The organism is Mycolicibacterium sediminis, from assembly GCF_010731735.1.
In the GTDB taxonomy this organism is placed as follows: Bacteria; Actinomycetota; Actinomycetes; order Mycobacteriales; family Mycobacteriaceae; genus Mycobacterium; species Mycobacterium sediminis.
This window is the reverse complement of the sequence record NZ_AP022588.1, coordinates 4,291,501-4,306,519: the sequence shown is the minus strand read 5'-3', so window position 1 is coordinate 4,306,519 and position 15,019 is coordinate 4,291,501. Positions and strand designations below refer to the sequence as shown.

The window sequence follows — 15,019 nt, the reverse complement described above, 5'->3', positions numbered from 1 at the left end:
TCTACTATTCGCCCATGCCGCTGGCCGAAGGTACCTCGTTTGCCGGCTATACGATCGTGCGGCGACTCGGTTCGGGTGGCATGGGCGAGGTCTATCTCGCCCAACATCCGCGTCTCCCCCGCCAGGACGCGCTGAAGATCCTGCGCGCCGAGGTGTCCGCCGACCGGGAGTACCGCGAGCGATTCCACCGCGAGGCCGACATCGCCGCCTCACTGTGGCATCCGCACATCGTCGGCGTGCACGACCGCGGTGAGTTCGCCGGGCAGCTGTGGATCTCCATGGACTACGTCGACGGCACCGACGCGGGCAGACTGCAGCGCGAGGAGTTCCCCGACGGCCTCCCGCCGGAACGGGTCGCGGAGATCGTCATCGCGGTCGCCGGAGCGCTCGACCACGCCCATCAGCGCAACCTGCTGCACCGCGACGTCAAGCCCGCCAACGTCCTGCTGACCACTCCCGACGACGGAGAGCCCCGAATACTGCTGGCGGACTTCGGGATCGCACGATGGGTCGACGATCCCAGCGGTCTGACCGCCACGAACATGACCGTCGGCACCGTGGCCTACGCGGCGCCGGAGCAGCTGATGGGCGAGGCGCTCGACGGCCGGTCCGATCAGTACGCGCTCGCCGCGACGGCGTACCACCTGCTGACCGGGGCGCCGCCGTTCTCGAACTCCAATCCGGCGGTGGTGATCAGTAGGCACCTGACGTCGGCCCCGCCACCGGTGGGCGACCGGCGCCCGGATCTGGCCGCTCTCGACCCGGTGCTCGCCAAGGCCCTGGCGAAGGATCCGCGGGATCGCTTCGAGCGGTGCGCCGACTTCGCCCGCGCGCTGGCCCACCGACTCGACGGCGTCACCGACCCCGACGAGACGCGTCTGTCACGTGTCACCACACCGGCACGACGCTCACCGGTGCGAGCGGGCGTCCTCGTGCCCGCGATACTGGCCGTCCTGCTGGTGGTGGCGGTCGCCGTGGCCGCCGTCGAGTTCACCAGGGCCGACGACGAGCGCAGCGCCGCCCCGGCCTCGTCCACCGAACCGGTGCCGCCGCCGACGTCTGCAGCAGCTCCACCGACCACCACCGCGGCACCTACCACCACCACCGCGCCACCGACCACCACGGCGGCACCGTCCACCACGGCCCCACCCAGTACGGCGGCCGCCGCGACCACGGTGGTGATCGGTGCGAACTGCACGCCCCAGGGGTCCACGGCCACCACGGAAAGCGGTGCCACCGCCTACTGTTCGCCGCTGGAGGGCAGTGGGACGACCATCTGGTCGCTCGTTCAGGGGACGGTGTCGAGCCCCACGGTGACCACCGAGTCCACCGATCCACCGCTGCCGGTCGCCGAGGAGAACCCCGTGCGCGTCTGCATGGAACAGACCGGTCAGACGCGGTTCCGGTGCCGGGAGGACATCCGGCGCGGCAACGCCGTCCCCTGACCGTCTTCTCGGTGACTCACCGCTGATCGAGGCGCTCGAGCAGTCCGTCGAGCAGGAGCAGCTGGCCCTTCAGCAGCTTCACCCGCGCCGCGTCGACGGAAAGCCATGCCACGCGGTCGATTTCGGGGAACTCGCGGAACCGTCCGGATCCCCGCGGCCACTCCAGCTCGAAGGTGTTGCTGACGCTCTCGGTGACGTCGAGGTCGCCGAGCACCGCGAACGCCGTCACCACCTTGCCGCCTGCCTGCCTGACCGGCGGCAGGTCGATGCGCGGCCCGTCGGGAGCGTCGAAGCCGATCTCCTCGCGGAACTCGCGCCGGGCGGCCGCCCATGGGTCCTCGGCGGGGTCGTACTCACCCTTCGGGATCGACCAGGCGCCGTCGTCCTTGCGGGCCCAGAACGGCCCACCGGGATGTCCGAGGAGCACCTCGACGCCATCGTCGACGATCCGATACAGCAGCAGCCCCGCACTCAGCTTCGGCACGTCGAGCCACTCCCTTCCTCGTCCCCGAGACTGCGGTGACACCGGGTTCTCGGCCCTGCCGCGCGACGCCCCATCGGGGTCGGCGTCCTCACCTGCACGACTTGGCGCTCCCCCGAGGATGCCGGATGCTGGAACGGTGACGCGTCCCGGCCCGTCCCGTCGCCGGGATTCGCTCCGCGCACTCGACGTCCTGACCAACACCGGGGTCGCCGCAGCTCATCTCGGCGTCTTCGCCACCCTGCGCCGCCTGGTGATCGGCAGGCGGCTCGTGGTGCGGACGGCCGACGGGGACCTGACGCTCGTCGTCGACGAACTGATGTCGCGGCCGGGAATGCGCAGCATCGCCGCGGGCCGGCTCGGCGACGTCCGGCTGAGCGCGCGCGACGTCCGGTGGCAGGGGCATGGCTTCGACCGCGCGACCGCACTGCTGCACGACGTTCGCCTCCGCGCCACGGTGCCCCCAGTTCTGGTCGCCGGGCCGGTCGAGGTGACGGTGGACGTGCCCGCACCCACCCTCGCGAACCTGATCCACGGGGCCGCGCCGCGGTGGTCCGGCCGGGTCGACGACGACGGGATCGCGACGGTGGGGTTCGCCCGCGGAGCCACCGGCAGTCGGGTGGAGATCGAGACGCGTCTGGAGGGCACCACGCTGTGGCTGATCCCGCGCGCCTTCGTCCGGCGCCGGCGTTGGGCCCTGCCCGCCCGCACGCCTTCCTATCCGGTTGCGCTGCCGGACTTGCCGCGCGGCACGACCATCTCGGGGGTGGAACTGCTGCCGGGGACGGTCCGCGTCAGCGGGGTCCTGCCGCAGTGGCAGGCCGACGTCCCGCGGGCCCGGCTGGACGACCTCGTCGCCCAGTTGAGCGCGGTGGGGCGTCCGCTCACCCTGATCTGGCCCGCCAAGGAGCGATGACGCCCGCTGCCGTCAGAAGCCGAACAGGCCGAACGGGATGGGGTTCTGGCCGTTGCCGAGTGCGGCCACGGCGCCGGGGCAGAACATCGAGATGGCGAGGCCGGTGAACATGGTCGCGGGCCCCATCGACATCCCCGCGGCGTCCGCGACCTGCGCGGCCGCGTCGGCGGTGGTCTGACCGGGCTGCGACAGCATCGGGCACACCGACTGCCCGAGTGCGACGGCGTCGCCCGGATTGGTGTCCGTCATGGCGACCCCGGCGGTGCCCAGCGCGTCGAGGAACGCGTCGTCGACCGGGTCGGCGTGCGCGGGGGCCGCGGCCAGGATCGCGGTGGCGGCGATGCCGAGGGTGGCGACGGTCAGGCGGGCGGGTGCGAAACGGCGAGACACGAGGCGAGCGTACGGGGAGTGCGGCGCACCGCCCAATCAGACGCCGGTCCAGGTCTGGTCCAGCTGCTCGGCCACGTCGATGACCTTGGCCCGGTGCGACTCCGGGCTGTCGATCTCGCCGGACACGTGTGCGGCGATGAAGCGCTTGATCTCGGCGTCCACGCCTCCGACGATGCGGACCACCTCGGCCCGCAGCGACTTCGACGTCACGTGGATGGAGATGTCGGCGGCGCGCGGCTTGTGCACGTCCAGGATCAGCAGCAGGGGTTCGGCGGCCAGCGCCTCGGCGCGCAGGGCGATCTCGCCGAAGACCATGAACCGGGGCTTGTCGATCCGGAGGTCCACCACCATGTCGATCTCGAGCGGGATCCGGATGGCGAACGTGATGAGTTCGCTGACGTGCCGGGTGACCTGCGGGGTCTGGATCTTCACCCGCGCCGTGACCTTCGCGATCTTGCCGGGCCCCTGGGCGATCGGACCCATCTCGAACTCGTCACCGGCGATCGCGGCGATGGCGTCGCCGACGCGCTGCTCGGACACGGCGACCTCGAAGAACCTGCGGCCGAATTCCTCGTAGGTCACGTACTGGTGGTCAGGCATGGTCCTGCTACGTTCTCACGTCCGCGTCGCCAGTCAACACAACCCGCCGGAAACGTCAGCCGGCCGGGACGAAGAGCCGGACCGAGGTGATCGTCGCGGGTCGGGTGCCCACTTCGACGAACAGCACGCCGCGCCGGCCGTCGGCCTCGACGGTCGCCGCGACCCACCGGCCCGCGACGATGGGGCGCGACCACCGTCCACCACGGAGTCGCGCCACCAGACCCGACGTCCCGATCCGCGTCGCGTCGCCGAGCGTCACCGATCCTGCGTCGGGGACGCGGCGCCGCACCGCCACCTCGTCCCCCGCGCACACGTCGTCCAGGAACTCGGTGACGGTGCGCCGGCCCCGGGCGCCCACGCGTCGGAAGCCGCCTGCGAAGCCGGCCGCTCCCGCGAGTCCCTGGTTGGCGAGCAGGCTCCGGGTCAGCGCCAACCCCACCGGCAGCGCCGCCGGCCCGCCGCGTGCGAATTCGAGCACCATCGCCGGCAGCTCCCAGTGCGCCCGCAGACGGTCGACGGCGAGATCTCCGCCAACCAGGTCGTAGCGCAGGTAGGCGGGGATGGTCATGGAGATGGACGACGACATGGTGACCTCGAGGTCGAGGGCGCGGACGACGGTGAGCCCGTCGACGACGTCCAGGTCGCGGTGGAAGACGATGTCGCGAGGTCCGATGAACGTGTCGTAGAACCGGCCGATCTCGGCGTGCCCGCGGTGCGGCCGCGACCCGACGGGATCCTCGACGCTGCCCGTGCGCGCGAACAGTCCGACCCAGCCGGACCGGTCGTGGGCGCCCGCGGCGGCGGGCGATCGTTCGACGGCGGCGAGGACGTCCTCGGGGTCCGCCGCGGCATGGTGGGGCACGGCCTCATCGTCCCTCGTGGCCGGGTGCGGAAGGTGGGTCGTGGCGAACTTCGCCGTACACGCGCACACTGGGAACGACGTCCACGTGTGCTGGACGATCCGAACCAGGAGGACGGCGATGGCTCAGAACGGACCGTTCGGCATCAATCCGGAGGACTTCGACCGGGCGATCCGCGAGGCCGGCGAGGGTCTGCGGGATGCGATGGACAAGATCGGTCGCGGCGCGAACTGGGCGACGCTGATCGACGACTTCACCCGTACGTCGCGGCCGAAGGCCGAACCCGAGACCACGGGCGACAAGGGCGACGGCGTGTGGGCGATCTACACGATGGACGGCGAGGGCGGCGCGCACATCGAAGAGGTGTACCCCAACGAGCTGGAAGCGTTGCGCGCCAACAAGAACAACACCGATGCGGCGCGCAAGGTGCGGTTCCTCCCCTACGGCATCGCGGTCAGCGTGCTCGACGCGAACGACTGACGCGGGCGAAACCACGCGATAGTCCGCGATACTCCTCACCGGCAACGCCCACCCGTTAGGCTTTGCCACGACGTCGAGGAGGCACCACATGTTTCGCGAATTGACCATTGCCGTTGCGGCCGTGGCCGCGGCCGTCGCGCTGGCACCCAGCGCCTCCGCAGACCCGGGTCCGATGTACCCGGACAACCCGGGTCGGTACCCCACCGATCCGCCCGGAACGGTGTACGGCGCTGCGCTGAGCGGACCGTGCGACAACTACCAGCTGTTCACGTTCGGCCGCGGCCGCGGCGGACAGCCGATGGTGTGCCACTACATTCCCAACCAGTGGCCGCCGGTCTACACCGGGTTCTGGGTGAACTCCTACCCGCTCTTCGGCCAGCAGGACATCGGTGCGCCGTGTCCCGGTCCCAAGTCGGCGGCGCAGGCGCCCGACGGTCGGCCGATGGTGTGCCTGGGCGCGCAGGGCTGGCAGCCCGGCACGCTCACGGGAGCAGGGTTCTTCCCGGGCTGAGCGATCCGACCATACAGCGATCCTCGGGATGTATGGTCTACTCCCGTGAGCGGTGACGTGACATTCAACCTGTCCGACGTATTCGGCTCGGTCGCCCGAGCCCTGCCGGACGAGACGTTCCTGGTGTGGCGCGACCGCCGGATGACCTATGCCGAACTCGACGCGCGGGTGAGCGGGTTCGCCCACTACCTGACGTCGGTGGGACTCGGCGCCCACGCGGAGCGTGACGGGCTGGCCGGGCACGAGTCGGGCCAGGACCATCTCGGCATCTACCTGCGCAACGGCAACGAGTACCTCGAGGCGATGATCGGGAGCTTCCGCGCCCGCGTCGCCCCCTTCAACGTCAGCTACCGCTACGTGGAGGAGGAACTGCTCTACCTGCTGACCGACTCGCGGGCACGGGCGCTCGTCTACCCGTCGGAGTTCGCGCCGCGGGTGGCGGCCATCCGCGACCGGCTGCCCGACCTGTCGGTCCTGATCCAGGTCGCCGACGACTCGGGCCACGAACTGCTTCCCGGCGCAGTCGACTTCGAGTCGATCCTCGGGACTCCCGCGCCGGCGGAGGGCATGCCGACCCCCACGGGCGACGACCTGTACGTGCTCTACACGGGCGGCACCACCGGCATGCCGAAGGGCGTGCTGTGGCGCCAGCACGACATCTTCCTGTCCTCGATGGGCGGCAGACCGTGGGGCAGCGACCAGCCGCTGCGGTCCTACGACGAACTCGTCGCCAAGGCCGGCGCCTCACCGGGCGCGATGTCGCTGCTCATGATCCCGCCGCTGATGCACGGTGCGGCCCAGTGGGCGACCTTCAACATGGTCACCATGGGTGGCCGGGTCGTCATCCCCGACGACGTCGAGCGGATGCGTCCCGAGGCCGTGCTCCGGCTGGCGGAGCGGGAACGCGTGCTGAGCATCCCCGTCGTCGGCGACGCCATCGCCCGGCCGCTGATCGACGAGATCGAGAAGGGCGACTACGACCTCTCCGGTCTCGTCACCATCTCCAACGGGGGCGCGCCGATGTCGCCGACGGTGCGTGCGCGCATCCTCGCCGCACTCCCCCACGTGATGGTCATGGACGCCGTCGGCGCCTCGGAGTCCGGCGCGCAGATGAGCACCTTCAACGCCGCTGGCGCCGAGTCGGCACCCGCCACCTTCACCCCCCAGTTCGACACCGCGGTGGTCTCCGCGGATCTCGACAGAGTGCTGAACCCGGGCGAGGGCCCGGGGTGGCTGGCGCGCCGCGACCTCATCCCCCTGGGTTATCTGGGCGATGCCGACAAGACCGCGCGGACCTTCCCGACCGTCGACGGCGTGCGATGGTCGGTACCGGGCGACCGGGCCAACGTCCTCGACGACGGCCGGATCGAACTACTGGGCCGCGACTCGGTGACCATCAACTCCGGCGGCGAGAAGATCTTCGTCGAGGAGGTCGAACGTGCGGTCGCCGCCCACCCGGCGGTCTACGACGTCGTCGTGGTCGGCAGGCCCTCGGAGCGGTGGGGCAGCGAGGTCGTCGCCGTCGTCCAGTTCGCCGACGGCGCGTCGGCCACCGACGACGAACTCGTCGAGGTGTGCCGGACCGCGATCGCGCGATACAAGATCCCGAAGGCGTTCGTCCGGGCCGAGGCCATCGTGCGGTCGCCGGCCGGCAAGGCGGACTACCGGTGGGCCAAGGCAGTGGCGACCGACGCCGGCGCCGGGTCCGGGTAGCGCCGCCCGCACCCACGCGACCGCCGTCGGCGCTAGGCGAAGTGCCTACGGATGCCCGCGAACATCTCGGCGTGGGCTGCGACGGCCCGCCGCGCGGTTGTCCCCGCCAACGGACGCGGGGCGTGGACGGTCAGACGCTCGGTCACCCGGGTGCCGCCGCCCTCCGCGACGAACGACACCGTGCCGTCGAGACGCACCGCGGGGAACTGCCGCGCCTGCGTGTGGACGTCGCCGTCCCGGTGGATCAACACCCGCGCGCTGTAGGAGATGGGAACCGTCAACGGGCCGAACGGAATTCGGTCCCGCACTCGATAGGTGCGCTCATGGCCGTCGGCGACGTCACGGCGGTCGACCGACCGCACGGACACCACGAGGGGGTGCAGTTCCCGGATGTTGTCCAGGTCCGCGTAGAAGTCCCGCACGACGTCGGGATCGGCGGGGACGACCTCCTCGACGACGTGGGCGGTGCTGCTCGTCCACCAGCTGCGCGTCACCCGCCGAATGTATCGGTGGGTTGGATAACGTGTGGCGATGACGGAGTTCTCGCATCCTGCGTCCCTGGCCGGCAAGGCCGCCATCGTCACCGGCGCAGCTCGGGGCGTCGGTCGCGGCATTGCGCAGGCGCTGCTGGCGCGCGGCGCATCGGTACTCGGCATGGACCGCGACGAGGACGGTCTGACCGCCACCGTCGAGAGGTTCGCCGCCGACGGGTGGACGATGGAGCCGCTGGTGGCCGACCTGCGCGATCCCACCACGCCGACCCTGGTCGTCGAGGCCACCGTGGCGGCGTTCGGTCGCATCGACGCGCTGGTCAACAACGCCGTCGCCACCAACGAGCCCAAACCCCTCTTAGACATCACCATCGACGACTACGACCTGGTGTTCGACACCGCGCCCCGGGCCACCTTCTTCATGATGCAGGCCGTCCATCCGGTGATGGTCGCCACCGGCGGCGGGGCCATCGTCAACCTGGGATCGGCGTCCGGAACGGGTGGACAGTCCAGGTTCGCCGCCTATGCCGCCGCCAAGGAAGCGGTGCGCGGCATGTCCAAGGCTGCCGCTCTGGAGTGGGGCCGCGACGACGTGCGGGTCAACGTCGTGTGCCCGTTCGCGAACTCCGAGGGCGTGCAGCTCTGGGAAACGTTGGCGCCGAGGGACTTCGAGCGTGCGGTGCGATCCGTACCATTGCGGCGCGTGGGGCGGACCGTCGAGGACGTGGGTTCGGTGGTCGCCTTCCTCGTCAGCGACGACGCCGACTACATCACCGCCCAGACCATTCACGTCGACGGTGGCAGCGGCGTGCATCGCTGAGAAGCCCATGACCTCGTCGATGTGCGGGCCGCGTAGCGACTTCCGGCGTCGGCGCACACACGGCCGACGCCGGCGCCTCCGCAGACCTGGAACTTGATCGATTCACCGAGCAGCGGTCACGCGCATGCCGCCAACCAGTGCCGATTCGACCCGGCCGGGTGGGTGACCAGCTCGCCGCAGGCGGACTACGTTCGAATGCTAAGCGGCCTAAGTTCGCGTTCAGCAGCGCTTTACGCGATGATATCGACGCACGCGTCGAAAGATGCCATTTGGCATGCTCATCCGCACGCGTCGCGAACTCGGATCGCGAATCATCAACGCGGCGAGCGCTTTTTGTCGGTCAGCACACTGACGTGGTCAAACGTGACCGTAGACACAGATTTTGGTCTGCCTCGACGGCGATTGCTAGCGTCCGCCTACATGATTGGAATCGCGACCGCAGCGTTGATGACGCTCGTGAATCAGGTCTCGGGCACGCCGTACGTCTCCGGCGGCGACTCGCCCGCGGGCACGGACTGCTCGGGTCTTGCATCCTGGGTGGCCAACGCCGCGACCGGGCGGCCCGTCTACGGCGATCGGTTCAACACCGGCAACCAGGAGTCGGCCCTGCTGGCCCGGGGCTTCAGATACGGCTCCGAGCCCGGCGCGCTGGTGATCGGCTGGAACGGCCGCCACACGGCCGTCACGCTGCCCGACGGAACGCCCGTGTCGAGCGGAGAGAGCGGCGGCGGCGTCCGCGTCGGCGGCGGTGGGGCCTACCAGGCGCAATTCACCAAGCACATGTACCTCCCGGTCGAGAACCTCGATGCACCGGCCGACGCACCCCCGCCCCCGGTCGACCCGTTCGCGCCGCCCCCGCCCCCGCCCCCGGCCGACGCAGTGCCGTTCGGCGCGCCGGCGCCGGACCCCGCTCTCGCACCGCCTCCCGCGCCCGGTCTGGAACTCCCGCCGGCACCGCCCGAGGGAATCCCCGCTCCCGCGCCGGAATTGGCGCCGGCGCCCGAACTCCCGCCTCCCCCACCGCCGGCCGCGATCTGACGTCTGCGGTGCCCAGGCACACGCCGGGGGTGCAATGCCGAAACTCCTTGAAGCGCAGGGGTTCTCACATCCGTGACGACCGCCTGCGCCGCCGTGACGTCTCGACGCCGACCTCGGAGCAGCCCACGGCTGACTGGACGTGGGTCGAGGTCACGGTGCCGCGATCCCTCGACCTCGGCGACACCGCCGGTTTACACTCGGGCCCTCCCGGGTAATCCGGCCGCGCAACGGCGCACAGGAGGGCCATGACTTCATGACGTTCATCGACTTCATCCGAGATCGATGGTCGGTCCTGTCCTTCCTGGCCTACCAGCACATGAGCCTCGTCGTCCAGACGCTCGTCGTCGCCACGCTCGCCGCTGTCCTCGTCGGCGTCCTCATCTACCGCTCCCGGTGGGGTTTGGCGTTCGGCAACGCGCTGACGTCGGTCGGCCTCACGATTCCGTCGTACGCCCTGCTCGGCGTACTGGTGGGCATCGTCGGCATCGGCGTGCTGCCGTCGGTCATCATGCTGGTCTTCTTCGGCTTCCTCCCCATCCTGCGGAACGTCGTCGTGGGTCTCACCGGCGTCGACCGCGCCCTAGTCGAATCCGCGCGCGGGATGGGCATGAGTCGTCTGACCACCCTGGTCCGCCTCGAGATCCCCCTCGCCTGGCCCGTGATCATGACCGGCGTCCGGATCTCCGCCCAGATGCTGATGGGCATCGCGGCGATCGCCGCCTACGCACTCGGCCCCGGTCTCGGCGGCTACATCTTCTCCGGCATCTCGCGCACCGGCGGCGCGAACGCCACCAACTCCATCGTCGCCGGCACCGTGGGAATCCTGATCCTCGCCGTCGTGCTCGACACCGTCTTGAACTTCGTCACCCGGCTCACGACCCCGAGGGGGATCCTTGTCTGACTCAGCGACCGTCGCACCCGACCCCGCGACGGAGGACGCCGGCACGGGCGGCGCACGGATCCTGCTGGAGGGCGTCACCAAGCGGTACGGCCCCAAGGACGACCCCGCCGTCGACGACGTCACCATGGAGATCGCCGCCGGTGACATCGTCATGCTGGTCGGCCCGTCCGGGTGCGGCAAGACGACGACCATGAAGATGATCAACCGGCTGATCGAGCCGACGAGTGGGCGCATCCTCATCGGCGACGACGACGTCACCCGCCGCAACCCCGACGAGCTGCGCCGCCACATCGGCTACGTCATCCAGGGCGCGGGCCTGTTCCCGCACCTGACCGTCGGGGACAACATCGCCATCGTCCCGCGGCTCCTGAAGTGGGACAAGAAACGGATCGCCGCGCGCATCGACGAACTGCTCGACATGGTCAACCTGGACCCCGCGCAGTACCGCGACCGCTACCCGCGAGAGCTGTCCGGTGGCCAGCAGCAGCGCGTCGGGGTGGCGCGTGCCCTCGCCGCCGACCCGCCGGTGCTCCTGATGGACGAGCCGTTCGGCGCCGTCGACCCCATCACGCGGCAACGGCTGCAGGACGAGTTGCTGCGCCTGCAGGACGAGCTGCGCAAGACCATCGTCTTCGTCACCCACGACTTCGACGAGGCGGTGAAGCTGGGCGACAAGATCGCGATCCTGGACAAGGGGTCGAAGATCGTGCAGTACGACACCCCCGAGGAGATCCTGGCCAACCCCGCGAACGACTTCGTGCGCGGGTTCGTCGGACACGGCGCGGCACTCAAGCAGCTGACCCTGACCCGGGTCCGCGACGTCGAGCTGAACGAGGCCGCGGTCGCCCACGTCGGAGGCGACGCCGCCGAGGCCGTTCGTGCCGCCGAGGCGATCGGACGCCAGCACGTTATCGTGCTCGACGACCAGGAGCGGCCCCAGCGCTGGCTGTCGGTGGACGAGCTACGGGCGCCGGACGCGCTGCGCGACGTACCCCGGGACGAGGGCGTCGAGGTGGTCAGCCTGGCGTCGACGCTCAACGACGCGCTGGACTCGATGCTGACGTCGTCGCACGGCGTCGTCGTGGTCACGGGACGGCGCAACGCCTACCAGGGCGTGATCCGGGTGGAGACGATCATGGACGCGATGGCCGACCTGCGCGGCGCACCGGCCCGGGAGGTGTCGTGACCGCGGCGCTGCCCGACGTCGCCACCGTCGACGCGCCGGCCGTCCGCGCCGCCCCGGGCCGGCTTCGCTGGTTGCTGCAGCCGACGCTGTGCGTCGTCGCCGTCGTCGCCGCGCTGCTCTACGTCCACACCGCCGACGTGTCGGAGTCCGAGAAGCGGTCGCTGGCCATCCCGTCCCTGCTCGCGCTGCTGCGGGAGCACATGGAGGTCAGCCTCGCCGCCACGATCCTCACCTGCCTGGTGGCGATCCCCGTCGGCATCGCGCTCACCCGCGGACCGATGCGCCGCTTCTCCAAGCCGATCATCACCGTGGCCGGCTTCGGGCAGGCGGCCCCGGCCATCGGGTTGATCGCTCTCGGCGCCGTGCTGTTCGGCATCGGCAAGGTCGGCGCCATCGCGGCACTCACCATCTATGGGGCGCTGCCCATCATCGCGAACACCGTGGTGGGCCTCGACGGCGTCGACCGCCGGCTGGTGGAGGCGGCGCGTGGGATGGGCATGTCGTCGGTCGCCACGCTCGGGCGCGTCGAACTGCCCCTGGCGTTGCCGGTCATCATCGCCGGTGTCCGGACCGCCCTGGTGCTCATCGTCGGTACGGCGGCACTCGCATCGTTCACGGGTGCGGGCGGCCTCGGCCAGCTGATCACCACCGGCATCAAGCTTCAGCAGAGCACCACGTTGATCGTCGGCGCCATCCTCGTCGCCGCGCTCGCCCTGGCCATCGACTGGCTGGCGCGCGTGGTGGAGATGGTCGCCTCGCCGAAGGGGCTCTGATCACCGTGCGGCCACCCGGGGAGAACCGAATGACGTTGCGCCGCATCATCGCAATGCTGGCCACACTGGTCGTGGCGACCACCGCACTTGCCGGCTGCGGGCTCCGCTCCGCCAGCGGCGCGGTCCTCGACGCGAGACCGGGCAGCATCGAGCACTACCAGTCGCTCGACGGGGTGAAGATCACCGTCATCGCGAAGGACTTCACCGAGCAGTTGATCCTCGGCAACATGGTGTCGATCGTCCTGGCCGCCGCAGGAGCCGACGTCACGAACCTGACGAACACGCCCGGCAGCTTCGGCGTCCGGCAGGCGATGCTGACCGGCAAGGCGGACGTCTCGCCCGAGTACACCGGCACGGGGTGGATCAACTACCTCGGCAACGAGCAACCGGTCAAGGGTGCCCGCGAACAGTGGCAGGCCGTCAACGAGGCCGACCGGGCGAACCATCTCACCTGGCTGCCGCCGGCGCCGATGAACAACACCTACGCCTTCGCCATCCGCGAGTCGGAGGCGGAGCGGCTCGGCGTGACCAAGCTGTCCGACCTCAAGCGCCTCGCCAAGCAGGAGCTGTCGTTCTGCGTCGAGAGCGAGTTCGCCTCTCGCAACGACGGTTTCGTGCCGATGCTGGCGACCTACGATCTGACGCGGGCCGATCTCGGACCGGTGACCAACCTTGACACGGGGGTCATATACACCGCGACCGCCAACGGGGACTGCAACTTCGGCGAGGTCTTCACCACCGACGGGCGCATCCCGGCCCTCGGACTGAGGGTGCTCGAGGACGACCGTCAGTTCTTCCCGCTGTACAACCTGACCGAGGTCATCCGCACCGAACTCCTCGACGCGCACCCCGAGCTGGGCGAGATCTTCGGTCAACTCAACCCGAGGATCACCAACGACGTGATGCTGGCGCTCAACGCGAAGGTCGACAGCGACGGCGACGATCCGGCTCTCGTCGCCCGCGACTGGCTCATCGACGAGGGCTTGCTGAGCTGAATCTCAGGTCGGTGACGGAAAGTTCACGAACTCGGGAGACGTGACTCGGACGGGTAGGATCGGTGCCGTGCCCGACAGGTCAGAAGAGGTTCGCCCCAGCCTGCGCGAGCGGAAGAAGCAGAACACGCGACGGATGCTCGTGGATGCGGCCGTAGACCTCTGCCTCAAGCAAGGATACGAGAGCACGACCGTCGAGCAGATCGCCGCGGCCGCCGAGATCTCCACGCGCACGTTCAGCCGCTACTTCCCCACCAAGGATGCGGTGTTCATCGCCGTGCTCGACGATCTCGTCAGCGAGGTCGTCGCCGAGTTGGACTCGTCACCGTCCGACCTCACGCCGATGGAGGCCTTGCGGGCGGCGCACATGGCGGTCCTGACGCGCGTGGCGAAGCGACCACTGGCCGGGCTGACCACCGAACGGATCGCTCTCATCCTGCGCGTGGTGAACTCGTCGGACGTGTTGCGGCAGGCCGCGATCGACTATCGCAGCCCCGCGGCCATCGACGCCCTCGCGCGGAAGATGGGCGTCTCACCCGACGATCGCGAACTCGACCTCGCGGTGGCGTTGTTCTCGACGACTCTGGTCAGCGCCTGCCGAGACCTCGTCGAGGACCGGGACGGGGCTCAGCTCGGCCCCGAGGTCGTCATGGAGCGCCTCAACCATGCGATGGCTCAGGTCGCGCACTTCGCGGCCGACATCGACGTGGACGAGCAAGGCTGACCGCGGGTCACGACCTGCGGATGCGCCACCCGATCACGGCCACGACGAGACCGCCCAGCAGGATCAGCGGCCCGAGTACCGACCAGGTGGTGGTGTTGCTCATCGGGCTGCCGCCCACCATCCCCACGCCCTGCAGGGTGAACAGCAGGCCGAACAGCGCCACGACGACGCCAACACCGATGATCGCAGCACGCATGACGTCACGGTAGCCGCCGGCCTTCGGGGCGCCGCAATGCGCCCCACACGCCGACGCCGATCCCGACGACCGCGCCACCGAGGCCGATGACCCGCTGGCCACGAGTGAGGTCGCCGTGCACGCTGGCACCGCCCAGCAGATCCGCGGCGTCGGCGCCACCCGAGGCGAGGAACCACCCGCGGGTGTCGTCGCCGCGCAACGCTGCCCCGAGGAGCAGTCCGCCGATCAACGCGTCGCGATACCCCATCGATCGCAGCAGGAGGCGCGCCGACGGACCCGGATCCTCCGGCTGGCCCCACAGGCGGTTCGCGCGCAGCGGGTCGACGAGGAACGAGATGCCCGAGGCGAGGCGGATGCTGCCCGCGACCAGCGCGGCGCGATCGGTCGGCATGGCAGGCAGCCTAGGTCGGCGCGGCGCGGCGCCGGGTGGGATTCCGCGAGCAGGCGCCGCGACCTGAGAGGTCGCACAGCGGCCCTCGCACCCGAGTTACCTAGTCTGCTT

General features: G+C 70.2%; 19 protein-coding genes. 12 read left to right on the top strand and 7 right to left on the bottom strand.

Annotation, left to right across the window (positions count from 1 at the left end):
* The first annotated feature begins 14 nt into the window (after positions 1-14).
* Positions 15-1,445, top strand: coding sequence for a serine/threonine-protein kinase (locus G6N64_RS20575; RefSeq protein WP_163799275.1), 1,431 nt, complete (start codon positions 15-17; stop codon positions 1,443-1,445).
* A 16-nt stretch (positions 1,446-1,461) separates the two neighbouring features.
* Here the strand turns inward: G6N64_RS20575 and G6N64_RS20570 are convergent, their stop codons facing one another.
* On the bottom strand, positions 1,462-1,929 hold the full coding sequence (locus G6N64_RS20570; RefSeq protein ID WP_163799273.1) for an NUDIX hydrolase: 468 nt from the start codon (positions 1,927-1,929) through the stop codon (positions 1,462-1,464).
* A 136-nt stretch (positions 1,930-2,065) separates the two neighbouring features.
* Between G6N64_RS20570 and G6N64_RS20565 the strand changes: the two genes are divergently transcribed.
* On the top strand, positions 2,066-2,842 hold the full coding sequence (locus G6N64_RS20565; protein WP_163799271.1) for a hypothetical protein: 777 nt from the start codon (positions 2,066-2,068) through the stop codon (positions 2,840-2,842).
* A gap of 12 nt (positions 2,843-2,854) precedes the next feature.
* Here the strand turns inward: G6N64_RS20565 and G6N64_RS20560 are convergent, their stop codons facing one another.
* Genes G6N64_RS20560 through G6N64_RS20550 form a run of 3 tightly spaced genes read right to left on the bottom strand, consistent with a single transcriptional unit; the run spans position 2,855 to position 4,694 of the window.
* Complete coding sequence (locus tag G6N64_RS20560; RefSeq protein WP_163799268.1) at positions 2,855-3,232, bottom strand: DUF732 domain-containing protein; 378 nt, start codon at positions 3,230-3,232, stop codon at positions 2,855-2,857.
* A 36-nt stretch (positions 3,233-3,268) separates the two neighbouring features.
* Complete coding sequence (locus G6N64_RS20555; RefSeq protein WP_163799266.1) at positions 3,269-3,832, bottom strand: hypothetical protein; 564 nt, start codon at positions 3,830-3,832, stop codon at positions 3,269-3,271.
* 55 nt (positions 3,833-3,887) lie between these two features.
* Entirely contained in the window at positions 3,888-4,694 is an 807-nt protein-coding gene (locus G6N64_RS20550; RefSeq protein ID WP_163799264.1) for a nuclear transport factor 2 family protein, read from the bottom strand.
* A 118-nt stretch (positions 4,695-4,812) separates the two neighbouring features.
* Between G6N64_RS20550 and G6N64_RS20545 the strand changes: the two genes are divergently transcribed.
* From G6N64_RS20545 to G6N64_RS20535, 3 genes are all read left to right on the top strand, one after another.
* Positions 4,813-5,172 carry an Rv0313 family protein gene (locus G6N64_RS20545; protein WP_163799262.1) on the top strand — a complete coding sequence of 120 codons (360 nt, stop codon included), beginning with the start codon at positions 4,813-4,815 and terminating at the stop codon, positions 5,170-5,172.
* An 88-nt stretch (positions 5,173-5,260) separates the two neighbouring features.
* On the top strand, positions 5,261-5,683 hold the full coding sequence (locus G6N64_RS20540; RefSeq protein WP_163799260.1) for a hypothetical protein: 423 nt from the start codon (positions 5,261-5,263) through the stop codon (positions 5,681-5,683).
* A 45-nt stretch (positions 5,684-5,728) separates the two neighbouring features.
* A complete protein-coding gene (locus G6N64_RS20535) occupies positions 5,729-7,396 on the top strand; it encodes an acyl-CoA synthetase (protein WP_163799258.1) in 1,668 nt (555 codons plus the stop codon).
* 32 nt (positions 7,397-7,428) lie between these two features.
* Here the strand turns inward: G6N64_RS20535 and G6N64_RS20530 are convergent, their stop codons facing one another.
* On the bottom strand, positions 7,429-7,890 hold the full coding sequence (locus G6N64_RS20530) for an SRPBCC family protein (RefSeq protein ID WP_246230732.1): 462 nt from the start codon (positions 7,888-7,890) through the stop codon (positions 7,429-7,431).
* 37 nt (positions 7,891-7,927) lie between these two features.
* On the opposite strand from G6N64_RS20530, the gene G6N64_RS20525 reads away from it, so the two are divergent.
* The 7 genes from G6N64_RS20525 (at position 7,928) to G6N64_RS20495 (ending at position 14,321) form a co-directional block, all read left to right on the top strand.
* Positions 7,928-8,707, top strand: coding sequence for an SDR family NAD(P)-dependent oxidoreductase (locus G6N64_RS20525; protein WP_163799255.1), 780 nt, complete (start codon positions 7,928-7,930; stop codon positions 8,705-8,707).
* 420 nt (positions 8,708-9,127) lie between these two features.
* Positions 9,128-9,745: a C40 family peptidase gene (locus G6N64_RS20520; RefSeq protein ID WP_163799253.1), complete on the top strand. Its 618-nt coding sequence runs from the start codon at positions 9,128-9,130 to the stop codon at positions 9,743-9,745.
* 253 nt (positions 9,746-9,998) lie between these two features.
* Positions 9,999-10,646: an ABC transporter permease gene (locus G6N64_RS20515; protein ID WP_163799251.1), complete on the top strand. Its 648-nt coding sequence runs from the start codon at positions 9,999-10,001 to the stop codon at positions 10,644-10,646.
* Positions 10,639-11,832, top strand: a complete 1,194-nt coding sequence (locus tag G6N64_RS20510; RefSeq protein WP_163799249.1) for an ABC transporter ATP-binding protein — start codon at positions 10,639-10,641, stop codon at positions 11,830-11,832. Before G6N64_RS20515 ends, G6N64_RS20510 begins: the two co-directional genes overlap by 8 nt.
* Entirely contained in the window at positions 11,829-12,605 is a 777-nt protein-coding gene (locus G6N64_RS20505; protein ID WP_163799247.1) for an ABC transporter permease, read from the top strand. The genes G6N64_RS20510 and G6N64_RS20505 overlap by 4 nt, the downstream gene beginning before the upstream one ends.
* Before the next feature lie 53 nt (positions 12,606-12,658).
* Positions 12,659-13,600, top strand: a complete 942-nt coding sequence (locus G6N64_RS20500; protein ID WP_409370784.1) for a glycine betaine ABC transporter substrate-binding protein — start codon at positions 12,659-12,661, stop codon at positions 13,598-13,600.
* A 67-nt stretch (positions 13,601-13,667) separates the two neighbouring features.
* The gene (locus tag G6N64_RS20495) at positions 13,668-14,321 is read left to right on the top strand and encodes a TetR/AcrR family transcriptional regulator (protein WP_163799243.1); all 654 of its coding nucleotides are present in this window, start codon (positions 13,668-13,670) and stop codon (positions 14,319-14,321) included.
* A 7-nt stretch (positions 14,322-14,328) separates the two neighbouring features.
* Here G6N64_RS20495 and G6N64_RS20490 read toward each other — a convergent pair whose 3' ends face one another.
* Together G6N64_RS20490 and G6N64_RS20485 are read right to left on the bottom strand one after the other, a co-directional pair.
* Positions 14,329-14,517, bottom strand: a complete 189-nt coding sequence (locus G6N64_RS20490; protein ID WP_163799241.1) for a hypothetical protein — start codon at positions 14,515-14,517, stop codon at positions 14,329-14,331.
* Between the two features lie 4 nt (positions 14,518-14,521).
* Entirely contained in the window at positions 14,522-14,908 is a 387-nt protein-coding gene (locus tag G6N64_RS20485) for a DUF4267 domain-containing protein (protein WP_163799239.1), read from the bottom strand.
* Positions 14,909-15,019: the final 111 nt, after the last annotated feature.